Source organism: Listeria costaricensis (assembly GCF_900183385.1).
Lineage (GTDB): Bacteria > Bacillota > Bacilli > Lactobacillales > Listeriaceae > Listeria > Listeria costaricensis.
Genome location: NZ_FXUT01000009.1, coordinates 64,928 through 90,176, shown reverse-complemented (window position 1 = coordinate 90,176; position 25,249 = coordinate 64,928). Strand labels below are relative to the sequence as shown.

Genomic DNA, 25,249 nt, shown 5'->3' with positions numbered 1-25,249 from the left:
TTTCAACATTTTTAGGCCTGCTTTACAAAAAATTTATAATACTTTCGTTGTATACAAACTGCACATGTATCTTCCTTTTGCATCCAACGCCCTATACTGCTGACTGCCTTCTGGATGCTACAATAAATCGAAACGGAAAAATTGTCGTGACTTTGCGACAAAATTTGTTATATAGCTAATTGTAAGCCCTATCAATTTAATTGTAAGCTAAGTATAGAAAGTTGGCAGGTGAAGAAAATGAAATTGGATAAACGCTGTATCGTCGTTTTGGATCTGCTTTTGCAACAGGAAGATTTTATCAAAATCAAAAGTCTGGCAAAGGAAGTCCAAACAACTGAAAGAAACATCCGTTACAGTTTGACCAAAATCGATCGCTTTTTGAATGCCGAAAAGGAGAATCCACTCATCCGACATCCCCGTAAAGGAGTCATGGTGGACAATCGGCCGCGTGTCCGCACGTTGTTTGCACAGTTCAATCAGCGCATTACACCTGAGACCTACAAATATGCCCCCGAAGAGATCGAGCAGTTTATCTTTTTGAAACTGCTGCTGATGGAGACACCGATTTCCATTCAGTATTTTGAGGAGACGCTCTTCATTTCAAGAACCTCCGTCATCAATCATTTGCGCGCGCTTGAAGGCGAAGTATTCTTGAGCAATTTGACACTCACACATAAACCACGCATCGGCTATCTGATCGAAGGCGAATTGATGACCAAAAGCGTCCTGTTTGCACGGCGTTTTCTTAGCGCAGTGAACATTCGCGAGTTTTATCAGTTTCTCGAGTCAGAGCAGAGTTTGTCAAAAAAAGGCGAGCTGTTTTTCTACAATTTATTTGAACTGGATTTGCTCGCGGAGGTTGTAGCAGAAGGCGAGGCGATCACGCAGGACCTGAACAGAACTGTGGATGATCAGCTTTACTTGACCATTCTTTCCGTTTTATTGAAATGTCATCATAATGATACAACATTTAAATTCCAATCTTGGAAGAATCACGGCACCCCTTTAGATGCCGCACTCGAAAAGATTATTGGCCTTGTGAAACAATTCAAGAATGCCGGACAGGTGGCGCTGGTGAAACATTTTGCCGGTCGTCTCTGTATCAAAATGGGTGAAATTTATCATCAGGATTTTTTAACAGATAATCAAGTCTTTTTTGAACAAATTTCCGCTCATATCAGCCTGATGATCAAGCGGCTGCGGGCAGGAGTGTCCATTGCCAACCCGATTTTCAGTGAGTTCATGCGGGAAAACAAAGAGATTTTTATTACAACAAAGCGCATTTGTGCCGAGCTGGAAGACGAATTTCAGTTTTCAATCAGCGCACAGGAAATTTCCTTTTTGGCGATTTACTTTGCATCTGAATTGGAACGCAAGCAGGTCAGCCACACCAAGCCGTCCCTTCTGATTGTCTGTGCGGCGGGAATGGCAGTATCGAACATGCTGCGCGTCCAGCTTGATCAGCTCTTTGAATTTTCCGAGATTGATACGACATCGCTGCATAAGTTTGACCCGGCGGCGATGAAAGCTTACGACTATGTGATCGCAACAGTGGATATTCCGGATGTGCACTCCAAACGCTTGCTCCGAATCCACCCGTATTTGCAAAAAGAAGATATGAAACTGCTGCAGGAACATTTTCAAATGAAGCTGGTCAAAAATGAGGAGCAGATGATCGACAAGTTCAGTGAAATCATGAAAATTATCAGCGAAAATGCCCAAATCACCAATCTGAGCAAATTAGAACTCGATCTGCTGGAATGTCTGACTAAAAATCAGCAAGCGGGAAAACATGATCTGCCGACGGTCGCATTTGACGAAGCATCCGTTATTCAGGTGAAAGATATGCCCACTTGGCGAAAAGCAGTTCGGATCGGGACCAGCCATTTGGAGGAGCAGGGCTATGTCACCGAGCAGTTTTATGAAAAAATTATCCATAACTTTAAAGAATTCGGGCCTTATATGGTCGTCTCGCCGGGAGTTGTACTGGCTCATGCCGGCCCGGAAGATGGTGTCATTCGTGACAGTATGGCCGTTACGATTTTGGAAGAAGGGGTCTTGTTTTACGACCGCTATGAGGAACCCGTACGGTTGATCTTCACATTGGCATTCAAAAGCCCGGAAACGCGCAAGCTAGTCGAGCAGCTCGTCAAGTTTGTGTTAAACGAAGAAAAAGTCAATCGGCTTGTCATGATGAAATCCGCTCGTGATATCTATCATGATGTGCAGTCAGCTATTTATGAATGAGAGAAGGTAATCGAATGAAAACAGAACAAGCAGCATTTTCACTAATTTCACTCGCAGGGGATTCTTTTTCCCAGTTGGTGGAAGCGCTTCACTTAGCGAAACAAGGAGAACACGAGGAAATGGAGCGTAAACTTCAAGAAGCAGACTCCCTGATGAACGAAGCGCACCGGGTGCAGACAGAATTAATGGTACAGGAAACACGGGGCGAGGCAACCGAATTTTCCGTCCTGCTTGTCCATGCACAAGATACCTTGATGAATACAATCCTCGCCTCAACCCTGATTCGCGAAATGATCGATATGTATGAAGAATTAAAGCAAGCAAAATAGGAGGAGAAAATCATGGAAATGGATCGTTTACACGTATTACTAGTATGCAACCTTGGCGCTTCTACAGGAGTCATGGTGACCAAAATGAAAGAAATTGCAGCAGGAAGTGAAAAATTGAAGAATACGGATATTCGCATTGAAGCCCATCCGGCTGGCGAACTGCGCGAATATGTGAATGACTTTGATGTTGTAATGGTCGGCCCGCAAATCAAGCACCAGCTGAAAATGCTGACAGAAATTACAAATGAAGCTGGAAAACCAATCCAAGTAATCGATACGAAAGATTATGGCACAGTAAATGGCGCCAATATTTTAAAAGATGCGATCATCCTGAAAACAACAGGACAAGCAGCAAAATGATCACCCTTGCCCGTTAAAAAAAGGAGGAACAATCATGTCAAAAGAGAAAGCTTCACTGATGGACCGCTTCATTGCCTTCATGGAAAGGTATTTTGAACCGATTGCAGCAAAAATTGAACGTCAGCGCCACATCCAGTCAATCAAAAACGGGATGATCGCCCTGATTTCAGTTTTGATCATCGGCTCATTCTCACTGATTATTTCAGCCATTGGGAATATGTTTCCAGATGGAACGGCAATTAAAGATTTCTTTGTGAATAACGCTGAATTGCTCAATTTGCCATTCCAATTCACCTTTGGCCTCTTGTCCGTCTATGCCGCAGTTACCATTTCTTACAATCACGCGAAACAGTTGAACGTGCCGATTTTGCACAGTATCATCGGTTCCGTTATGGCAACGCTAGTCTTGAATACAAAGTTTGTTGATGGGAGTTTACAAACAGGATTCTTAGATTCACGTGGTCTGTTTATCGCCATCTTTTCTTCACTGGTAACCGTTGAAATTATCCACCTATTTATGAAAAAGAAAATCACGATTCGTATCAAAGGACTGCCAGATGGAATTGCGCAAACCTTTGAAGCCATCGTTCCGCTCGTAGTCATTTTGTTCAGTGCCGTGTTGATTAGCATCGGGATTCAAAGTGTCAGCGAGGGTCAGATTCTGCCAGAAGTATTCACCACCTTACTGGCACCTGCGATCAATAGTATCGATACACCATATGCAGTTTTCCTAATCTGTTTCCTAGAAATGCTGTTCTGGTTTATCGGGCTGAATGGTTACGCGATCCTTGTCGGCTTCGTTATGCCATTCATGACACAATATCTGGGACAAAACGCAGCCGCATATGCAGCCGGCGAACCAATCCCGCACGTTTTTGCACCAAACTTCTGGGACTACTTCATGGGCTTCTCAGGTTCAGGAATTACAGGCGCACTCGTCCTCTTGGCGCTATTCAGCAAGTCGCGCGAACTAAAAGCGGTCGGAAAGGCATCCGTCGTCCCGGCAATCTTCACAATTTCCGAGCCGGTCGTGTTCGGTTTGCCAATCTGTTATAACCCGTACCTGTTCATTCCGTTTGTTTTCGGAACGCCAATCATTGCCGTGTGTCAATGGTTCGTCTTCCACCTTGGCTGGGTTCGTCCGCCAATCGCCAATGTCGGCGGTACACCAATCCCGCTTGCACAATATCTGGCAACAATGGACTGGCGTGCAATCGTTTTGATCATTTTCGTACTTGCCGCAGCCGTTTTGATGTACTATCCATTCTTCAAAATGTATGAACGCAGTTTAGTGAAACAAGAAGCGCAGATTTCTTCCCGCCAAGCAGCCCATGATGCGCTTGATCTTGATTTCTAGTATTTGTAGGAGGTTTTAAAAAATGTTTCAAAAATTCACAGATGACATGCAAGTAGCAAAAGCCGTGGCCGCGCGAATCGCAGAACATTTACAGAATAAACCGGAGAGCCTGATTTGCATTGCCGGCGGCGACACGCCAAAACGGACGATGCAAGAGATGATTCGGATGCACCGGGAAGGCGAGGCGGATTTTTCAAAGGCCTACTTTGTCGGCTTGGATGAGTGGGTCGGGCTTGGCCGCGAGACGCACGGCAGTTGTGTGCAAACGCTCTACGATGGGCTGTTCGAGCCGCTTCTGCTGCGCGATGAACAAATCTGCTTTTTTGATGGCAAGGCAGCCGATTTAAAAGCGGAATGTGCGCGAATCGATGCCTTTATTGCCGAACGCGGCGGGATAGACTTCATCCTGCTGGGAGTTGGGATGAATGGGCACATTGGTTTTAATGAGCCGGGAATCGAGCCGGACCAAGACGCCCATATTGTACCGCTCGACAGCGTAACCAAAGAAGTAATGAGTAAATATTTTGAAACAGATTTGCCGCTTACACAAGGAATTTCGCTCGGCATGCGCCAAATTTTAGCCGCACGTGAAATTATCGTGATTGCCACAGGCGCTAAAAAAGCGGACATCATGCACCAAGTTGCCACGGAAGCACCTACCGCTGAGATTCCGGCAACACTGTTAAAACCTGTACAGGCTGCCACGTTCTATCTGGATGAAGCAGCCGGCGCACGCGTATAAGAAAGAAGGCTGATTTTAATGAAAAAAATCGATATTAAAGGAATCAAACAAGGAAAAGAAATCACGTTGTCCTGTGCCAACTTGCTGATGGGAGCCGGCGATTTTCTCCGCGCAGACAACCTTGAATTTGCAGCGCCAGTACTGGATCGTTATGTAGCGCTTGGCGGCAATATTTTTGATACGGCCCGCCACTATCGTCACAGCGAAAAGGCCATTGGTGCTTGGATGGCAGAGCGCGGCAATCGCGATCAGATTATTATTGAAACGAAAGGCTGCCACCCAGTTCGTGAAGCGCCGAGTACACCGCGCGTGACGCCGGAAGCCATTCATGAAGATATTACAACTAGTCTTGAAATGCTGCAAACCGATCACGTGGAAATGTTTGCCTTCCATCGAGATAACGAGGAAGTGGAAGTAGGGCCGCTGATGGAAGCACTCCAAGCAGAAATCGAAGCCGGCCGCGTCTATGCGATCGGAGCCTCCAACTGGTCACTCGGTCGAATCATTGAAGCCAATCAGTATGCAACAAGTCACGGCTTGACACCATTCAGCTTCAACAGTCCCAACCTGAGCCTGCCAAAAGTCAATCGCCCGCGCTGGGAAAATTGTGTATCAGCCGACGCCGCCATGATTGAGTGGCACGAAAAAACAGGCCTGCCACTATTTTCCTGGTCCGCCCAGGCTGGCGGTTTCTTCTCAGGCCGCTTCACGAAAGAGGACACGAGCGATCAGGAAATGGTCGAAGTTTACTACAGTGATGCCAACTGGGAACGCTACGAGCGCGCCAAAGTTTTAGCAGCAGAAAAAAATGCAACACCCATCCAAATCTCACTTGCCTACGTGCTACATCAGTCCTTCCCAACAGCTGCGGCGATCGGACCGGAAAAAATGAGCGAGCTTGAATCGAGCGTTCAGGCTGCTGCTATCACCTTGACGCAGGCAGAAGTCGATTGGCTCGACCTGAGGAGGAATGACCGATGAGCTGGCAGGAAAAAATTGCCATTCAACTCTACTCCGTCCGCAAAGCCATGGAAAAAGATCTTGATGGAACGCTCAAGCGCATCAGCGAAATGGGCATCCGTTATGTCCAACTTGACGGCATGCGCGGCAATAAAACGGAAGAAGTAGCCCGCCTGTTGAAGCATTACGATCTCAAAGTCATCGGCATGCATATCAAACACGACCGCTTCTTTGATGATATTGATGGCATCCTCTATGAAGCCAGCCTGTTCGACTGCAAAACGATCTATGATAAATATATCGAAGAAGAGGACCAAACCCCGTCCGGCTACAAGAAAACCAAGCGGGCACTCGTCGACCTGCAATATAAACTGTCGCCACTAGGCTTCCGAGTAGGCTTGCATAATCCAGAATTCGATTTTGCTGACCAGGTTGACGGCCGTTACGTGATGGACTATCTCACAGATCCCGAAAATGGCATCAGCCTCTACGCCGAGCCGGATACTTACTGGATCAGCGTGGCAGGAATGGATCCAGTCGAATATATCAAACGTTATTCCGGACGAGCACCAATCATCCATATGAAAGATTTCGTGCCCGGCTTTGACCGCATGGATATGGCGAACAATCTGACAGAGATCGGTTCCGGCACGGTTGATTTCCGCTCAGTGATCGAGTGGGGCGAACAAAACGGCGTTGAATATTATTGCATCGAGCAAGACCAGTCGCAAATAGACATGTTTGACAGTTTGGAAAAGAGCATCGCGGCGTTAAAAGAAATGTTTTAAGTGAAAGAAGCAGTAACCAATTTAGGTTGCTGCTTTTTTGTCAAAAATCGCAGATAAATAAAAATAAACAGGATCCTTATTTTTCATTTTCGTTAAAAAAAGAAATAAGAAAGGGTAAAATCATTTATTTGTTTTACTTTATCTGATAATATATATTTAAAATGAAAAGTCAGGGGTTGTTATTGATGGAAAAATACTATCCGCTAAAAAAAATCTTTCATCAAAACGAGGAAGCGTACAAGAAGGAATTGCAACAACGCAAAAGCAGTTACGGCACATACGAGACTGATCTGGAAATGACCCCCATTGCCAATGGCTCCTTTTCAACAGAAAAAGTAACCTTATTTTTAGTCAATACACCAGAATTACAAAACCTGTTAATTCAAGCGATGGAAAATAGTAAAGCAATCGAATTACAGAGTAAAAAGCTGCCAGGCCCTGCTCTACAGCAATATCTAGATGCTTTGCTTATTAATGAACTCCAAAGTACAAATGAAATTGAAGGTGTCAGAAGCACTAAAAAAGAAATCGCAGAAGCATTAGAGGAATTAAACAAAAAAGGAAAGCCTTCAAAGAGTGCTAAAAGATTTCTCGGGCTGGTCAAATTATACCAGCACGTGGATAACTACAATGAAATAAGGAATGTACAGCAGATTAGAGCTATCTATGATGAACTAGTTGCTGACGAAGTCGAAGAAGAAGATGTACTTGATGGTGACATCTTTAGAAAGAAATTTGTCGGCGTTCAAAAAAATGGTGAATTCACGCATAAAGGAGTCGAGCCGGAGAGCAGGATTATTGATTATCTAAATCGACTGATTCAGTTTCTACAAACGAGCGAAATGCCAGAGCTCTACAGATATATGGTAATTCACTATTATTTTGAATACATTCATCCTTTCTATGATGGAAATGGTCGAACAGGCAGGTATCTCGTATGCTCTTTGATTAAAAAGAAGCTGGATCCCTTTTCTGCCATCACTTTCTCGTATATTATCAATCGTCATAAAAACCCTTATTATAAGGCGTTTGAAGAAGCCTCCCATCCTCTAAATAAAGGGGAGATTACCTTCTTCTGCAAACAAATGCTGGAATTTTTAGTAGAAGGGCAGTTTATGATTTTAGAGGATATGGAAGAGAAAAGAAATAAATTAGACAGAATGCATGCAGGGATCAAAACGTTAGCAAAAGAAGATCCCGAACTAACCAAAGCTGATTGTGGAATTCTGTTTATCCTCACCCAAAGCTGGCTGTTTAGCAGAAAAAATAATCAAATAACGAATGCCCAGCTAATTGAAATGAAAATATATGGAGCCAGAGGAAAAATCACGAAATCCACCAAAAAAATGGCAGATAAAGGCTATTTGGTAAAAGTGAGCGATCGTCCATCACGTTACACATTAGATGAAAATTTTGCTGAGACGTTACTAAACGAATACCCCCTCGCCTAAAAAGCAAGAACTCAACCAGCACCAGCTCTCCAAAAAGGGCTGGTTTTTATTTTAGAAATACCCCTTCCCCTCACATTGACATGACAATATACTCATTCAATTTGTTTTATCTCACAAAAATAGCTCCAAATTGTGCATTTCCAACTTTTACGGCTAATTGTATAATGAAATAACAAGCTTTCAAAACATAGAACCACAGTCGTTTTCGCTATTTTAGTCAGAAAGGATTGTTAAAATAGTCACAAGTAAATCCCATAGTTGTACAATCGCTCGACAATATATTGGGATGAAAGCGTGTACATTTTGAGTGAAATTCGTTTTATAATAAAAACGAACAGGAGGGAACGAGATGTATTTGGATGAAAGAAGCGACACTTTACTAAAAGAACTCTTGCGTCATCCCGATATAACCGGCACGAAACTGCAAGAAAAATTCAATCTATCGCGTCGCCAAGTCGACTACAGTTTCAAGAAAATCAATAATTGGCTGGAAGAGCAAGGACACTCGCGGATCCACAGGGGAGCAAGCGGACGTTTCATCACCCAACCTGACCTGTTTCAATTGATTGGCGAAGATGAAGGGGAGAAAACAGACTGGTATATTCCTTCCGAGAGGGAACGCGCAAGTTTGATCATCCTCATGCTGATCACCAAGAATGAAGAACTATCCCTTAATCATTTTATCAGCGAACTGGAGGTGAGCAAGAACACTGTACTGCGTGATCTCAAATTAGTGCAGCAGATTTTGGCACGTTACCATCTCGAAGTCAAGTATACCCGGATGAACGGCTACCTGATTGTGGGAGACGAGTGGAATAAACGGACAGCACTACTTCACGCAGCAGGACACATTATTGAAAGCTACGGCGGAGAAGAATTTTTAAGACGTTTCATGCAAGTGGATGCCGCTGAAATTGAAAACTTGCGAAAAAAATTGGAACAAGTGGAAATACATTTGAATCTGCATTTTATCGACAGCAAGATGCAAATCCTTCCTTACATCCTAGAGGCGATTTTCCGAAGAATCAGTCGCGGCCAGACCATCCAGACGAGCTTTATGATTGATTCCCGTGAACTCTCAGACACGCGGGAATACGGAGCGGCCGAGATTCTTTTCAAAGATCAGCCCAAAATAACGGAAGAAGAACGCATGTATATCACGCTTCAGCTTTTAACATCCAACGTGCTGCCGAAACAGTATTTGAAATCGGAAGAGATGCCACTTTTAAAACAGGCGCTCCGAGAAGTACTGGCAGAATTTGAAAGAAAGGCCGTCGTGCAGCTGGTTGATAAAGAAGTGCTGCTGGATAAACTATTTGCACATATCAAGCCTGCCTATTACCGCATCAAGTACCATCTGACAACAGACTACAGTATTCTGGACAGCATTGATCAAGAATTTCAGGCCGTTCATTATATCGTTAAAGAATCGCTGAAACCGCTCGAAGATTTTATCGGTGCCAAAGTCCCGGAAAACGAAAGCATCTTTATCACCTTGTTTATCGGCGGACATTTGATCGAAACCACTGAGAAGCTGCAGACAAGACTGAAAGCCGTCGTTGTTTGTCCGAACGGTCTATCCATTTCCAAATTAATGGAAAAAACACTCCGCAATCTATTTCCTGAAATCTTTTTCTATCAGGCCATGTCAATCAGAGAATTTGAACATACGAATGTGGCCTATGATCTGGTTTTCTCAGCAGTCCCGCTTGCAACAGACAAAAAGATTTTTCTTGTCGGACAGGTCATGGATGAAAAGGAACGACTCGAGCTCAGACAACGCGTCATGCGTTCCGTATACATGATCAATGATTATTCCGTCAGTGTCGACGGTTTGATGAAAGTGATCGACAAATATGCTGTGATTAGCGATCGTGCCCGTCTTGAAAAAGTGATTGCCGATTATTTGGTCAGGGCAGAGGACGCGAGTGAAGATTTGGAGGCGGAACAAGGACTGGCCGACTTGATGCCGATTTCGCGAATTAAACGAGTCGATCAGGTGGAGAACTGGCAGGAGGCAATCAAACTGGCGGCTGAACCTCTTCATGCGGATGGCTCGATCACAGAAGGCTATATCGACGAAATGCTGCGCCAATATCCCGAACCGAATTTCAACATTATTCTTAGAAAGACAATTGCAATTCCTCATGCAGAGACGGAAAAAGGTGTTCAAAAGCTTGGAATGAGCCTGCTTTATATCGAAAAGGGCCTGCCTTTAGAGGATGGGAGCAAACTTCATTTTGTTGCAGTCATTGCAGCAATTGACAAGAACGCCCATTTTAAAGCATTGCTCGGGCTGATGGAGCTTGCAGGAATGAGCAGTCAGTTGAAGAAACTGGCAAAAGCCGAAAATTCGCAGGAGATGCATGCAATTATTAAAACTTATACGGGAAAAGCAATATCATGAACAAATTTTTAAGTCAGACCGCACTACAGGAGGAATCGTAATGGATTTAGTCAAATTTTTAAAGAAAGAAATGATATGGGTCAAAACAAATTGCCATGATCAGCAAGAGGTTTTTCAGACAGTCGCAGCTAGTGGACAGGAACACGGCTATGTAACAGCCAGCTTTCTTGAAAAACTTGCTGACCGTGAAGAAGTTTTCCCAACCGGGTTGAAACTTGATGGATATGGCGTGGCACTGCCGCATACCGATCCTGAATGCGTGAATGAACAATTCATCGCGGTATTAACAACAGAAAGCGGAATTCCGTTCAACCTGATGGAAGATAAAAATCAGTCTGTCAAAGCGGAAGTCATCTTTGTTCTCGGACTGAATGAACCGCACAGCCAATTGCAAGTTTTGCAGCAATTAATGGGGATCATCCAAGACAAGGAGAATATCAGCGCACTTCTTGAAGCAAAAAATGAAGCGGATATCATCGACGTATTGACGAAGATCGCCGCTAAATAATAAAAAATTGGAGGAACATACAATGAGCAAATTTAAAATTTTAGTCGCATGCGGAGCAGGAATCGCCACTTCAACAGTCGTAACAGATCGTGTAGAACGATTGGTCAAAGAACACAATGTAGATGCAGAAGTAAAACAAATCAAAATCGCGGAAGCAGCAGCCTTGCAAAATGATGCCGACTTGATCGTATCAACCACTATTTTACCAACCACTTACAGCATTCCAGCTATCATCGCAACAAGCTATATCACAGGTATCGGCATGGAAGAACTGGACGAAGAGATCCTCAGTCATCTGAATAAATCGGTTGGGGCTGTCCGGTGCGTATAGAAAACTACAGTCCCACTAATCTTTACTCATAGGGAGGAAATTTCAAAATGGATACATTACTATCGGGCGTGCAGTATGTCCTTAATCTCGGGCCGACTGTCATTCTGCCAATTGACATCTTTTTCATCGCTCTTATTTTCCGTGTTCCTGTTAAAAAGGCCATCCGTTCAGCTATTACAATTGGTATCGGGTTCGTGGGGATCAACCTGGTTATCAGCCTACTTTCCGATAACTTAGGTCCCGCCGCACAACAAATGGTCGAGCGGTTCGGCATGAACCTCACTGTTATTGACGCAGGTTGGCCATCCGCTGCAGCCGCATCATGGGCCTCCCCCGTTGCCGCTATTTTGATTCCGGTTTGTCTAGTGGTCAACTTACTACTCATCCTAGTCAGAGCTACCAAAACACTCGACTTTGACATCTGGAATTACTGGCATTTCATTGCAGCAGGTGCAACCGGTTACATCGTGACAGGCGGCAGCTGGTGGTTCGCCATTCTTTGTGCAGTCATCTACGAAGTACTCGTTCTGTGGATGGCAGATAGAACACAGCATATGGTAGAAGACTTTTACGGACTAAAAGGCGTCTCGCTTCCAACCGGTTCGACAGCCGCATTTGGTTTCATCGGAATCCCAGTTGGCTGGGTCATCTCAAAAATCCCTGGTATCAAAAACATCCACGTCGACCCGGAAACCATCCAAAAACGGTTTGGCATCTTTGGCGAACCGATGATGATGGGCCTTTTCCTAGGTATCGCAATCGGCTTGCTTGCAGGCTACAATGTGGGTGAATCCTTCAAATTAGGTATCTCAATGGCCGGCGTTATGTTCTTGATGCCGCGAATGGTGAAGATTTTGATGGAAGGCTTGATTCCAATTTCCGAGTCAGCACGTGAGTTCATGAAGAGCCGCTTCAAAGGCCGCGAGCTTTACATCGGACTTGATGCCGCACTATCTATCGGTCACCCAGCAAATATTTCTACTGGTTTGATCCTAGTGCCAATCACACTTCTTCTTGCAGTTATCATCCCAGGTAATAAGGTACTGCCATTTGGCGACCTTGCAACCATTCCATTCTACGTGTCCTTCGTTGTAGCAAGTAGAAAAGGGAACATCCTGCACTCAGTTCTAGCGGGGACAGTCGTTATCGCACTCGCCCTTCTGATGGCAACAGACTTTGCACCTGTTCATACAGAAATGATGAAAGGCGTTTACGAATTCCCTAAAGGCGCAACAGAAGTCAGCTCGCTTGATATGGGCGGTAACTTCTTCAACTGGATCATCCTTAAATTCTCGCAACTATGGGCAGCCATTTTCTAATCGAAGTCAATTATTAACCGAGGTGAAATTCAATGAGGGCAGCTGTGCTCTATGAAAATAATGTTATAAAGTCAGAACAAATTGAAGAAGCAGTCTGCGGACCAGATTCCGTACGCGTCAAAGTCATGGCGGCAGGAATTTGCGGCTCAGATATCCACAAAATGCAGACTCGCTGGAAATATCCGCTTCCAGCCGTAATGGGCCATGAATTTGCCGGTGTTATCACAGAAGTCGGCGAAAACGTGACAGATGTCAAACTTGGCGACCGTGTAGCAGGAATTCCACTCGAGCCGTGCGGTGAATGCCATTACTGCAAATCCGGCCAGTTCAGCCTTTGCGATCACTACCGGATGGTCGGCTCACATTTCCACGGCGGTTTTGCCGAAAATGTCGTCATGAAAGCTAGCAACGTCATCCCAATTGGTGACATGGACTTTGAAGAAGGGGCAATGATCGAGCCGTTAGCCGTTTCGATGCATGGCGTACTTGGCATAAAGCCGCGCCTAGGTGATACCGTCGTTGTGTTTGGCATCGGGACGATCGGCATCCTGACCGTTCAATGTCTACAACTGGCAGGCGCGGGAGACATCATCGCCGTTGACATCAGTGACAAAAAGCTGGAAGAAGCAAAGGCGTTCGGCTGCCGCTATACGATCAATCCGAAAAATGAAGACTTGCGGACACGTGTTTTTGAAATCACCAATGGACTAGGTGCCGACATTGCACTTGAGTGTGCCGGTTCCAAAATCACACAGGAGCAGTGCTTGCTCGTCACCCGCAAACAAGGAAAAGTGGGCTACCTTGGAATTGCTTATGCAGATGTCCTTTTACACGAAGAAGCATTTGAAAATATTTTCCGTCGCGAATTGACACTGAAAGGCTTCTGGAACTCCTATTCTGCACCGTTCCCGGGAGAAGAGTGGCGGACATCGATCGAATTTGTCAAACAGGGACGAATCAAACTGAAACCGCTGATCTCGCATCGCTATCCAGTAGAAGAAACTGCCGATGCTTTTAAGATGATTTTATCGCGGCAGGAGGATTACAACAAAGTAATGATTTTACCGCAGAAGGGTGAGGAATAAACAATGAAAGCAGTCAGAAAACTGAATCCCGGCTATGACCAAATGGACCTTCAAGATGTACCGGAACCGGAAGTCTACGGGGATCGCGTCAAAATCAAAGTAGCTTTCACCGGAATCTGCGGATCAGACATCCACACATTCAAAGGCGAATATAAAAATCCAACAACACCCGTCACACTGGGGCATGAATTTTCCGGTGAAGTCGTGGCAATCGGGCCAGAAGTCAAACATATCGAAGTGGGCGATCGTGTAACAAGTGAAACCACTTTTGAAACGTGTGGCGAATGTATGTATTGTCAGGAAAAAGACTATAACTTATGTAGCAATCGCCGAGGCATTGGCACACAGGCAGACGGCAGCTTTGCAGAATTTGTCCTATCTCGTGAAGAAAGCTGTCACGTGCTAGATCCGAAAATCAGCTTTGAAGCCGCAGCATTGACAGAACCGCTCGCATGCTGTGTTCATGCAGCACTCGAAAAGACGACCGTCACCAAAGAAGATACCGTGTTGATTTTTGGACCAGGCCCAATCGGACTGCTACTTGCACAAGTCGTTCTGGCACAAGATGCAACAGTAATCATGGCAGGCATCACGAAAGATAAGGCGCGTCTGGAACTTGCAAAAGAGCTCGGCGTACACAGGATCGTCGACACATTGACCGAAGACTTGGATGATATTGTCCTTGGAATGACAGATGGCTATGGTGCTAGTCGTGTATTCGATTGTTCGGGAGCTGTTCCAGCAGTCAATCAGGGCTTGCCACTTACGAAGAAAAAAGGTGTATTTGTTCAGGTGGGACTTTTTGCCGAAAAGAAAAATGCCATCGACGAAGAAGCAATTATCCAACGTGAAATCGAATATATCGGAAGCCGCTCGCAGAAACCAAGCTCATGGATCATTGCGCTCGACCTTTTGGCACAAGGCAAAATTGATGCCGACCGAATGATTACAAAACGCTACGACCTGGATCACTGGCGCGAAGCATTTGAAGCCGTGATGGCAGGGAATGAAATCAAAGTATTAGTAAAATCATAAAGAATGAAAGGGTGACGAAGATGGAAAATCCAACAAAAAAAGGATCACTCCATATCAAAAATCCAAGCTGGCCGGCTGCGGACATGATAGAAGTCACCCTTTTCATAAGTAAGGAAGGGGGCTTATAACAGCCCTCTTTTCCTTAACTCTTAGCTATTATAGCACTATTTTTGAGCGAACAAAACAATGATTAACGAAGGTGAAAATAAATGAAAATTACAATAGGTGCAGACCACGGCGGCAGAAAATTAAAAGATGCAATCGTCCGCCATTTAGAAGAAAAAGGTATCACAATGACAGACATCGGCACATACAGTGATGACAGTGTGGATTTCCCGTCCTATGCAGAGGAAGTATCCGAACGCGTCATCCGCGGGGAGGCCGATTTAGGGATTTTGTGCTGCGGAACGGGGATTGGCATGTCGATTGCTGCCAACAAGATTTCCGGTATTCGAGCGGCGGTTGTTTCAGACTGCTTCTCCGCACAGGCCACACGTGAACATAATAACAGCAACGTCCTTTGCCTTGGCGAGCGAGTGATTGGTGAAAGCCTGGCACTCCGGATTGTCGATACATGGCTAGAGGCAGAATTCTTAGGCGGCCGTCACAAACGCCGTCTCGACCTGCTTGAAAAACTCGAACAAAAATGAGGTGGAAAATTTGCGACAAGTAGCAGCATCGATCATGTGCGCCGATCAATTTCATCTGGCAGACGAGCTTCGGAGGCTAGAACAAGCCGGCATCGAGCTTTTGCACTGTGATGTCATGGACGGCGTTTATGTGAATAATTTAGCTTTGGGACCGGAATATTTGGCGGCTTTGAGAGAGGAAACGACCATACCGCTCGACATTCACCTAGCCACGATCACACCACTCAAATATGTCGAAATGTTCAGCGTGGCCCGTCCAGAATATATATCGTTTCATGTGGAAGCCGCTGATGATGTCATGGAGGTCATCCGTAAAATCAAGAGCTACAACATCAAACCGTCGATCGCCCTTAATCCGGAGACCCCTGTGGAAGAAATTTACCCCTATCTGGATCATGTCAACATGGTATTGATGATGACCGTGAATCCAGGCTTTGCCGGGCAAAAATTTCAGCAGCCTGTACTGGAGAAAATCAAGCAGTTAAAAGAAAAACTAGCGGACAATCCATACGGCCCGCTCATCGAAGTGGATGGCAATATTGGAGCCGAGACAATCGGCCTGATGAAAGACGATCTTCCGGATGTTTTTGTACTCGGCACATCCGCCCTGTTCCACAAAAAAGATACGACCAGTTACGCCGAACGCGCCGTTAAAATCTGGTCGGAAATTGAGTAATGAAAAAGGAGAGAATACAATTGAAAAAAACATTAGATCAGCAGACAATCGATACCCTGCGCACGTTGTCGATCGATATGATTGAAAAAGCAAATTCGGGACATCCCGGCATGCCGATGGGGGCAGCGCCAATGGCATACATGCTGTTTGCCAAACATTTAAACTTCAATCCAGGAAATCCCGACTGGTTCAATCGGGACCGCTTCGTTCTGTCGGCAGGACACGGCTCAGCTCTACTTTACAGCCTGCTACACCTGTTCGGCTTTGATGTCACCCTAGACGACTTGAAACAATTCCGCCAATTTGGCAGCCGCACGCCGGGACATCCAGAATTCGGCTATACAGCAGGCGTTGATGCTACAAGTGGCCCACTCGGACAAGGCATCGCAATGGCCGCCGGAATGGCACTTGCTGAATCCCATCTAGCAGCGGAATACAACAAACCGCAATACCCGCTAGTCGACCACTATACGTATGCGATTTGTGGAGACGGCGACTTGATGGAGGGCGTGGCTTCCGAGGCCGCATCGCTCGCTGGCCATCTCGGACTTGGAAAACTCATCGTTTTATACGATTCAAATGATATCTCACTTGACGGTGAGCTAAGCGCCTCGTTCAGTGAAAATGCCGCCGCTCGCTTTGAAGCATACGGCTGGGAAGTGCTCCGCGTAGAAGATGGCAACAATCTCGCCGCCCTTCAGGAAAAAATCGTCGCCGCCAAGAAACAAACCGACCGCCCAACGCTGATCGAAGTAAAAACGACCATCGGATACGGCTCGCCCAATAAAGGCGGCAAGTCGGCTTCACACGGCGCCCCGCTTGGCGAACAAGAAGTGGCACTCGTCAAAGCGAATTACGACTGGCAGGAAGAACCCTTCACTATTCCAGAAGAAGTGACCAACTATCTGAAAAACTATCCGGCTCGCGGCGCTAAACTCGAGGAAACTTGGCACAACCTTTTCAAAAATTATCAAAAAGAATATCCAGAACTTGCCGCGCAGTTTGAACGGGTACTTACACAGGGACTGCCCGAAAATTGGGACAAAGACCTGCCGGAATTCCAAACAGGCACGCAAATGGCCACCCGGACAGCTTCCGGAAAAATGATCAATACGCTTGCAGCAAAGGTTCCCGAACTATTCGGCGGCTCTGCAGATCTAGGCGGCTCCAACAAAACCTTCATCACTGACAGCCCAGCCTATACAAAAAATGACCCATCCGGCCGCAACATCTGGTTTGGCGTGCGCGAATTTGCCATGGGAGCCATGCTGAACGGAATGGCCCTGCACGGCGGTTTACGTGTATTCGGCGCCACCTTCTTCGTATTTTCTGACTATCTGCGACCAGCCATCCGAATGGCCGCTTTGATGAAACTGCCCGTCACCTATGTTTTCACACATGACAGCATTGCAGTGGGTGAAGACGGCCCGACCCATGAACCCATCGAGCAGCTCGCTTCACTGCGGGCAATGCCAGGCTTGACCGTGATTCGTCCGGCAGATGCCAAAGAAACCAGCGCCGCATGGAAAACCGCTATCAGCAACCAATCCGGCCCGATTGCCCTCGTGCTGTCCCGCCAAGATTTGCCGGTGCTGCCCATCCAAGAAAACCAAGCCGCCCACGGTGTGGAAAATGGTGCCTATATCGTCGCCGGCTCCACCAAAGATCAGCCGGATGCGCTACTGATTGCGACCGGTTCGGAAGTCTCATTGGCCCTTGATACCAAAGCACTCCTTGCTGAAAAAAATATCGACGTTTCCGTCATCAGCATGCCATCCGTCGAGCGCTTCAAAAAAACCGACCCAAGCTATCAGGAAGCCATTTTACCAGTCGCCGTCACAGCCCGTTTTGCCATTGAAGCAGGGAGCCCATATGGCTGGCGTGACATTATCGGCGACCGCGGCGATACCCATACGATCGACCAATTTGGCGCATCAGCCCCAGCTGCCGTCCTATTCAAGGCGCTCGGCTTCACGCCGGAAAACATAGCAGCCAAAGTAGAGTCACTGATCGCAAAAGAAGGTGCAGAAGTATGACATTTGTAGCCCCATCGCTTTTAGCCGCCGACTATCTGCATCTTGGACAGGAAGTTGCAGATGCCGAACAAGCAGGCGTCGACTACCTGCATATCGATGTCATGGACGGCCATTTTGTCCCCAACCTGACATTCGGGATTGACATGGTAGCCCAAATCGCCAAAGCCGCCCGTATCCCGCTGGATGTTCACTTGATGCTCAGCCAGCCGGAAAGCTATATCGAGCATTTTGCCAAGGCAGGAGCCAAAATCATCTCCGTCCACATCGAGGCTTGCCCGCATATCCACAATACCATTCAGCAGATCAAAGCGGCCGGTTGTAAGGCAGGTGTCGTTCTGAATCCCGGCACAGCGGCAAGCGTTCTCGCGCCCATTTTACCAGAAGTCGACCTCGTCCTGCAGATGACCGTAAATCCCGGCTTCGGCGGACAGTCCTTCATTCCGTCGACCTTGCAGAATATCCAGTATCTCGACCAGTTTCGCAAACAGCACGACCTGCACTATTTGATCGAAGTCGACGGCGGCATCAATCAGGAAACAGCCGATCTGTGTAAAGACAGCGGCGTAGATATCCTCGTAGCAGGATCCTACTTTTTTGGACAGGTAGATAAAGCAGGCTGCGTGGAATTACTGAAAAAATAACGGCACAAGTCATAGAAAAGCAGGACACGGCATCTCCACCTCATGCCATGTCCTGCTTTGTTTCATTTTAGCGCGCAAGATTCACCTTTCAATCGCTGTATTTCCGAGCGACAAATAGACAAAAAAAGCTTGAAATTCAGCTGATATTTCACAAAAATAAAACGTTCATAGACAAAAAATATCTAAATTAAATTTTTTGTCACAAAATAAATCCAAATCAGTGTTAAAAACGGATTTTGCCATTCTTGCATCCGTATATAATATTAAATTAAAGTAATAACTAAATTCACCGAAGAGAGAGGGAAAAACGCATGAAAAGAAAGCTTATGGCAATTTTTGGCGTTATGTTGCTTACCGCATTTTCAGTTTTTGCTTACTGGCCGATAGATGGACAGGCAGCAGACAGTTTAGTGCCAGATGCAACACTTAGAGCTTGCATCAATGAGAAGCTGGGCTACGACAAAAATTCAGATCATCAACCTACCAAGGAAGAACTAGCTAGCATGACAGGCGAATTATCTTGCAGTGATTCGGGCGTTACAAGTTTAGAAGGATTGCAATATGCAACTAATCTGGATGAGCTTGCCATTGAAAACAGCGATTTAAGCAATGTATCACTCACCCCCATTTCTAATTTAAAGAATTTAAAGAAACTTTATTTAAATAACGATAATTTGTCAGACATTTCTGCCATATCTGGCTTAGTTAATCTCAATCAACTTTATATCGTCGGCAACCATATTACGGATCTTTCACCCATTCAAAATATGAAAGAACTCACCAATCTGGATGCGATTAATAACGATATTGAAGATATATCCGTACTGGAAGATTTACCCAATATCCATGCCGTCTACTTGCTGGATAATCACGTTTATGATGTTTCTTACCTCAATGATAAATATGTTGGAACCGTGGATGTAGAAAATCAAACCATCACAATGCCAACCGCAGTCATTGATTCAGAAAACCCGCAACTTTCTTTAGAAAATAAAATTATTGGGTTGGATAATAATCTGATCGTTCCGAATAAGTTGTCAAACAATGGGACCTACAATCAGTCGACCGGGTTAATTTCATGGAGCAATGTTCCGCTTGATACCAAGCAATTGACCTATAATTTCAGCTTCTCAGATACATCCGAAGCTAAAACAACCGGCAAGGCCTTCTATTTCAGCGGCCAAGTTGTCCAACCGCTCGAATGGACGCCAGTTATCCATGCAGAAGATACGACCATCCATGTCCATGATACGGTTGACCTTGCTGCCTATGCAACAGCCAGCGATACAGAAGATGGCGACATCACGTCCAATCTACAATTTTCAGGTACGGTCAATAATGAAGTACCCGGAGATTATCCAATCACGTGTACAGTTACAGACAGCTATGGAACTACAACAACTAAAACCTTTGTTGTCCACGTTGTCAACGATGCGCCAGTTATCTATGCAGATGATGTAACAGTTTCGCGGTTCAGCACATTCGATCCGCTCGACTATGCCTCGGCAACCGACTTGGAAGACGGCGACATCACAAGCAACCTAAAAGTTATTGATAATGATGTAGACACTTCAAAAGCCGGCGAATACCATGTCACCTATGAAGTAACCGACTCGACAGGTGCCACCACGACGAAAACAATCAAAGTAACCGTTGACCCATTGGCGCCAAATCTTAACATCCCACCGCGCATTCTTGCAAAAGATATAACGGTTGAACAAGGCAGCACATTCGATCCGCTTCAACACGCAGCAGCAGCCGATGTGGAAGATGGCAATATCACAAGCAGCCTAGTGGTCACAGCGAACGATGTGGACACCAGCACGCCGGGCGAGTATCACGTCACTTATGAAGTAACCGACTCGGCAGGTGCCACAACAACCAAAACCATCACCGTCACAGTCAACCCAGCACCAAACACGCCGCCAACAATCGACGCGAACGATGTAACGGTTGATTATGGTAGCAATTTTGACCCGCTTGACTATGCAACAGCCAGCGACAAAGAAGACGGCGACATTACAAGCAGTCTTGTAGTCGTAAGCAATGATGTTGATACAAGCGTTCCCGGCGAATATAATGTCACCTATGAAGTAACCGATTCAGCCGGTGCCACAACACAAAAAACCATTATTGTCACAGTCAATCCGGAGCCCAATAAAGCACCGGTTATCACAGCCAAAGACTTAACAATCGATCAGGGCAGCACGTTTGACCCGCTCGACCATGCCTATGCATTCGACTTGGAAGACGGAAACATCACCGCTGATCTAGTCGTCAAAGAAAACACCGTCGACACAAGTACACCGGGAGTTTACAGTGTCACCTATGAAGTAACCGACTCAGCAGGTGCCACAACCGACAAAACGATTTCCGTAACAGTAAAAGCCTTGCCGAACACGCCACCAGTCATAGAAGCAGAAGATGTAACAGTGGATCAAAACAGCTCGTTCGACCCGCTTGATTATGCAACAGCCAGCGACGCAGAAGATGGTGATTTGACAGCAGACCTAGTAGTCACAGCGAGCGATGTCGACACTAGCACGCCAGGCGAATATCACGTCACCTATCAGGTAACCGATTCAGCCGGCGAAATGACGGAAAAAACCATCAAGGTAACCGTGAATCCTGTTACTCCAGCGCCTGAACCTGATACAGCACCAGTCATTGATGCAGATGATGTCACCATCGATGCCAACACGTCATTCGATCCATACGATTATGCAACAGCGAGTGACGCGGAAGACGGCGATCTGACACCAGATATTGATGTGATCATCAACACTGTCGACCCGACCACAGCAGGCCAATATGTCGTCGTCTATGAAGTGACCGATTCGGACGGCAACACTACCGACAAAGAAATCACCGTCACAGTAGTAGATCATTCCGATGATAATAACGACGGCGGCACAGTGCCAAGCGACGACCCATCGAATGACAATACAGACGGCGGTACAAAGACTGATGACACAACAGGTGGAACGACTAACAACACGACAAATAACACAACGACAGTCATTCCAGCTTCCACAGATACAGCCGCAACGAAAAAAGCGGAAGTTACCACATTGCCAACAACAGGTGACCAAAATCATCCAGTCGGCATCGTGGCAGGTTTACTCCTGACAGTCGGCGCCGTTCAACTGTTTCGCAAAAAATAATTTCATCTTATAAATGTAAATGCAACCAGAAATCCTGCTGGAAAATGAGGCGGATTTCTGGTTGCTTTTGTATGGAGCGAACGATTTCTGCTATAATCAGCAGAGAAGAGAGGGAAGAAAATGACCGAGTTAACATTTAGACAAGCAACACGGGAAGATGGCCCATTAATTCTACATTTTATTTATAAACTGGCTGAACATGAGGGAATCGAAAAAGATATTACGGCGACAGTCGAAACTTTAAACCAGTCATTATTTGAAGAGCATGCTGCCGAAGTGGTTTTCGGAGAATTCCAAGGCCAGCCAGTCGGGTTTGCCCTGTTTTTCCACAACTTTTCCACATTGGTCGGAAAGAAAGGCCTATACTTGGAGGATCTTTACATTGTCCCCGAGATGCGCGGCAGAGGCTTCGGCCACCAATTTTTTGCGCATCTAGCCAAGCTGGCACTTAAGCGGGATTGTGGCCGCTTTGAATGGTGGTGCTTGAATGAGAACGAATCGGGTATGCGTTTTTATGAAAAAATCGGCGCGGAACCAATGACAGATTGGACGGTACATCGGTTGTCGGAAACACAAATGAAGCAGCTCGTGAAAAAGGAGGAGACGTTAAATTGAAGTGGAGCCAATTATTAAATGATACGAGAAGAAAAGAATCCGGTGTGACACGGCACCGAAGTTCAGATATTCGAACGGCCTTTGAAAATGATTACCAGCGGATCATCATGAGCGCCTCGTTCAGACGGCTGCAAGATAAAACGCAAATATTTCCGCTAGAGAAAAGTGACTTCATTCGGACGCGGCTGACCCATTCGATCGAAGTGGCGACGATTGCCAAATCGATGGGCAACATGGCCGCGCATCACATTTTGGAGAACGGACTTGACCCGGACTTCACGGCAGAGCACCAGGCCAATATTCCAGAAATTCTGGCGTGTGCTGGACTGCTGCACGACATGGGCAACCCGCCATTCGGCCATTTCGGCGAAGAGTCAATCCGCGAATGGTTCAAAGAGAATCTTTCGGTCGTCTGCTATAAGGACCAGCCGCTAGCCACCATTTTGAATCAGCAAATGCAGGAGGACTTTTATCATTTTGAAGGGAATGCACAAGTCCTGCGGGTCGTTTCCAAGCTACATTACCTGTTCGACGAATTCGGCTTGAACCTCACGACCGCCACATTGAACAGCGTCATCAAGTACCCCGTCTCATCACTTGAAATCAGCAAAAAGCAGGTGAAAAGCAAAAAACTGGGCTATTTCTATGCCGATAAGGCCATCTTTGACGAGGTGACCGCCCTGACTGGCGCTGACAACAACCGCCATCCGCTCACCTATTTGCTGGAAGTGGCCGATGATATCGCCTATCTGAATGCCGATCTTGAAGACGGCGTCAAAAAAGGCATCGTGTCAATCGGGCAAATTTTACGCGGTTTCGAGGAATTTCCGGACCACAACAAGGTGACGGCAGCCGTCTATAGCGAGCTGAAAAAGAAAAATGACCGCTACATGGGGCAGGAAGAAAGCTTTATTGCCCAGCAGTGGCTTGCTAGCAATGTCCGCGGCCAGCTGATCAATCGGGCCCTCGAAGTATTCTATCAGCATTATCCGGAAATCATGGCGGGCAGTTTTGACCATTCTCTACTGGACATCTCGGAAGCGGCGCAGCTCGTCCAAATTTTACAATCCTTGTCTGCCAAATACATCTATGTCAACAGTGGTGTCGTTGAATCGGAAATTGCCGGCCACAGAATCATCACAGCGCTTCTTGACGACTACATTCCAGCCGTGCTCTACTTCGACAGCCCCTATCCGGAAAAAATGACCGCCAAAAACAAACGACTCATCTCGCTGATTTCAGATAATTATATCGGCTGTTACCGCAAAAATGCGGCCGAGCAGGATGAGACGATGAAGCTATATCTGCGGCTTCTGCTCGTTACGGATTTCATTTCAGGCATGACAGACAGCTTTGCAAGAGACTTATATCATCGCTTGAACGGTATTTAATCAAGCAGAAAACGGGTATAGACCTAGCAAGAAGGTCCGTACCCGTTTTTTCACAGACCTTCATATAATGGAAGAAAGGACTGAAGCAACGATGCAAATAACGATTACAGAAGATGCCCACGCACGCATCTTAAAATATCTGGATTCATCGAGTAAGATCATTCTGAATTTCGATGACGGGGTAGGGGAACTGTCTAATTCCCGTGCATCATGCAGTCTGGATCTACATTTTGAACTGGTGATCGCCAGCCAATCAGCAACTCTCACAGACTACAGTGCCGAAATCGAAACAACAGTAGGCACCTTCTATGCAAAACCCTACTCACTCAAATATCTCGATCAAAACAATACGATCAAAGTAGGCGCAAGCGGAGCCCTGACACTGAGCGGAGAATATGCCGGTGTGATCGATGGGAATTTGACCGTGAAAGATTTACGTTCTTAAGGATGAAACAGTGCATGGTAACGTGCGCTGTTTTTTTGTCCGCTATTCGTAAAAAAGAGGATGAAAAGCAAACAAATTTCACGTACAAAAACCCCTTGACATCATCTCCCCACGGTGTTATGATATTCAAGGTGCCTCTACTATAAGTATGAGGATATTCGATAATAGGAGTGTTGCACAATTTGCTGCAGCCATTTTATTTTTCGAAAAAAATGAACCACCTGGATGTGTGGAACTACTAAAATGAGAAAGGAGGAACCCATCCAATGCCTACAATTAACCAATTAGTTCGTAAACCTCGGACATCTAAATCCAAAAAATCTAACTCTCCAGCACTTAACAAAGGGCTAAACACTTTCAAGCGTGAACTTACAAATGTAAATTCGCCGCAAAAACGTGGTGTTTGCACTCGTGTTGGTACTATGACTCCGAAAAAACCGAACTCGGCGCTTCGTAAATATGCCCGTGTTCGTTTGAGTAATGGTATCGAGGTAACAGCTTATATCCCAGGTATCGGCCACAACTTGCAAGAGCACAGTGTTGTTCTTATTCGCGGCGGCCGTGTAAAAGACTTGCCAGGGGTACGTTATCACATCGTTCGCGGTGCTCTAGATACTGCTGGTGTTGAAAATAGAGGACAAAGCCGTTCCAAATATGGTACGAAAAAACCTAAAAAATAATACTTACTTAAATCATGAAAGGAGGATATCCA

General features: G+C 45.9%; 23 protein-coding genes. All 23 read left to right on the top strand.

Translation table 11 applies throughout. The features are described 5' to 3' along the window. The first annotated feature begins 237 nt into the window (after positions 1-237). The 23 genes from CS921_RS08795 (at position 238) to rpsL (ending at position 25,217) form a co-directional block, all read left to right on the top strand. Positions 238-2,247 carry a BglG family transcription antiterminator gene (locus tag CS921_RS08795; RefSeq protein ID WP_099223010.1) on the top strand — a complete coding sequence of 670 codons (2,010 nt, stop codon included), beginning with the start codon at positions 238-240 and terminating at the stop codon, positions 2,245-2,247. Between the two features lie 14 nt (positions 2,248-2,261). Next, positions 2,262-2,576, top strand: a complete 315-nt coding sequence (locus CS921_RS08790) for a PTS sugar transporter subunit IIA (protein ID WP_099223008.1) — start codon at positions 2,262-2,264, stop codon at positions 2,574-2,576. A 12-nt stretch (positions 2,577-2,588) separates the two neighbouring features. Further along, positions 2,589-2,936 carry a PTS sugar transporter subunit IIB gene (locus CS921_RS08785; RefSeq protein ID WP_099223006.1) on the top strand — a complete coding sequence of 116 codons (348 nt, stop codon included), beginning with the start codon at positions 2,589-2,591 and terminating at the stop codon, positions 2,934-2,936. Between the two features lie 31 nt (positions 2,937-2,967). After that, positions 2,968-4,293 carry a PTS sugar transporter subunit IIC gene (locus CS921_RS08780; protein ID WP_099223004.1) on the top strand — a complete coding sequence of 442 codons (1,326 nt, stop codon included), beginning with the start codon at positions 2,968-2,970 and terminating at the stop codon, positions 4,291-4,293. 22 nt (positions 4,294-4,315) lie between these two features. Then, positions 4,316-5,035: a glucosamine-6-phosphate deaminase gene (locus CS921_RS08775; protein WP_099223002.1), complete on the top strand. Its 720-nt coding sequence runs from the start codon at positions 4,316-4,318 to the stop codon at positions 5,033-5,035. 18 nt (positions 5,036-5,053) lie between these two features. Continuing rightward, positions 5,054-6,016, top strand: coding sequence for an aldo/keto reductase (locus CS921_RS08770; protein ID WP_099223000.1), 963 nt, complete (start codon positions 5,054-5,056; stop codon positions 6,014-6,016). Further along, positions 6,013-6,783: a sugar phosphate isomerase/epimerase family protein gene (locus tag CS921_RS08765; protein WP_099222998.1), complete on the top strand. Its 771-nt coding sequence runs from the start codon at positions 6,013-6,015 to the stop codon at positions 6,781-6,783. Before CS921_RS08770 ends, CS921_RS08765 begins: the two co-directional genes overlap by 4 nt. A gap of 248 nt (positions 6,784-7,031) precedes the next feature. Next, positions 7,032-8,234 carry a Fic family protein gene (locus tag CS921_RS08760; RefSeq protein WP_162921729.1) on the top strand — a complete coding sequence of 401 codons (1,203 nt, stop codon included), beginning with the start codon at positions 7,032-7,034 and terminating at the stop codon, positions 8,232-8,234. 349 nt (positions 8,235-8,583) lie between these two features. Further along, complete coding sequence (locus CS921_RS08755; protein ID WP_099222994.1) at positions 8,584-10,641, top strand: BglG family transcription antiterminator; 2,058 nt, start codon at positions 8,584-8,586, stop codon at positions 10,639-10,641. Positions 10,642-10,681: 40 nt separating this feature from the next. Continuing rightward, on the top strand, positions 10,682-11,149 hold the full coding sequence (locus CS921_RS08750) for a PTS sugar transporter subunit IIA (protein ID WP_099222992.1): 468 nt from the start codon (positions 10,682-10,684) through the stop codon (positions 11,147-11,149). A 22-nt stretch (positions 11,150-11,171) separates the two neighbouring features. After that, on the top strand, positions 11,172-11,480 hold the full coding sequence (locus CS921_RS08745) for a PTS sugar transporter subunit IIB (RefSeq protein ID WP_099222990.1): 309 nt from the start codon (positions 11,172-11,174) through the stop codon (positions 11,478-11,480). A 47-nt stretch (positions 11,481-11,527) separates the two neighbouring features. Further along, positions 11,528-12,799 (top strand): PTS galactitol transporter subunit IIC, encoded by a 1,272-nt coding sequence (locus tag CS921_RS08740; RefSeq protein ID WP_099222989.1) that lies wholly within the window; start codon positions 11,528-11,530, stop codon positions 12,797-12,799. A 32-nt stretch (positions 12,800-12,831) separates the two neighbouring features. Then, the gene (locus CS921_RS08735) at positions 12,832-13,884 is read left to right on the top strand and encodes a galactitol-1-phosphate 5-dehydrogenase (RefSeq protein WP_099222987.1); all 1,053 of its coding nucleotides are present in this window, start codon (positions 12,832-12,834) and stop codon (positions 13,882-13,884) included. A 3-nt stretch (positions 13,885-13,887) separates the two neighbouring features. Beyond that, positions 13,888-14,919, top strand: coding sequence for a zinc-binding dehydrogenase (locus tag CS921_RS08730; protein ID WP_099222985.1), 1,032 nt, complete (start codon positions 13,888-13,890; stop codon positions 14,917-14,919). A 209-nt stretch (positions 14,920-15,128) separates the two neighbouring features. Beyond that, the gene (gene rpiB, locus CS921_RS08725) at positions 15,129-15,569 is read left to right on the top strand and encodes a ribose 5-phosphate isomerase B (protein WP_099222983.1); all 441 of its coding nucleotides are present in this window, start codon (positions 15,129-15,131) and stop codon (positions 15,567-15,569) included. 10 nt (positions 15,570-15,579) lie between these two features. Next, the gene (locus CS921_RS08720) at positions 15,580-16,245 is read left to right on the top strand and encodes a ribulose-phosphate 3-epimerase (protein WP_099223074.1); all 666 of its coding nucleotides are present in this window, start codon (positions 15,580-15,582) and stop codon (positions 16,243-16,245) included. Positions 16,246-16,265: 20 nt separating this feature from the next. Then, positions 16,266-18,281: a transketolase gene (tkt, locus tag CS921_RS08715; protein WP_099222981.1), complete on the top strand. Its 2,016-nt coding sequence runs from the start codon at positions 16,266-16,268 to the stop codon at positions 18,279-18,281. Continuing rightward, complete coding sequence (gene rpe / locus CS921_RS08710; protein WP_099222979.1) at positions 18,278-18,922, top strand: ribulose-phosphate 3-epimerase; 645 nt, start codon at positions 18,278-18,280, stop codon at positions 18,920-18,922. The genes tkt and rpe overlap by 4 nt, the downstream gene beginning before the upstream one ends. A gap of 311 nt (positions 18,923-19,233) precedes the next feature. Beyond that, positions 19,234-22,086, top strand: a complete 2,853-nt coding sequence (locus CS921_RS08705) for an immunoglobulin-like domain-containing protein (protein ID WP_099222977.1) — start codon at positions 19,234-19,236, stop codon at positions 22,084-22,086. 120 nt (positions 22,087-22,206) lie between these two features. Then, positions 22,207-22,701 carry a GNAT family N-acetyltransferase gene (locus CS921_RS08700; RefSeq protein ID WP_099222975.1) on the top strand — a complete coding sequence of 165 codons (495 nt, stop codon included), beginning with the start codon at positions 22,207-22,209 and terminating at the stop codon, positions 22,699-22,701. Then, a complete protein-coding gene (locus CS921_RS08695) occupies positions 22,698-24,092 on the top strand; it encodes a deoxyguanosinetriphosphate triphosphohydrolase (RefSeq protein WP_099222973.1) in 1,395 nt (464 codons plus the stop codon). The genes CS921_RS08700 and CS921_RS08695 overlap by 4 nt, the downstream gene beginning before the upstream one ends. 91 nt (positions 24,093-24,183) lie before the next feature. Beyond that, positions 24,184-24,537 carry an iron-sulfur cluster biosynthesis family protein gene (locus tag CS921_RS08690; protein ID WP_162921728.1) on the top strand — a complete coding sequence of 118 codons (354 nt, stop codon included), beginning with the start codon at positions 24,184-24,186 and terminating at the stop codon, positions 24,535-24,537. A gap of 266 nt (positions 24,538-24,803) precedes the next feature. Next, positions 24,804-25,217, top strand: a complete 414-nt coding sequence (rpsL, locus tag CS921_RS08685; protein WP_099222969.1) for a 30S ribosomal protein S12 — start codon at positions 24,804-24,806, stop codon at positions 25,215-25,217. Positions 25,218-25,249: the final 32 nt, after the last annotated feature.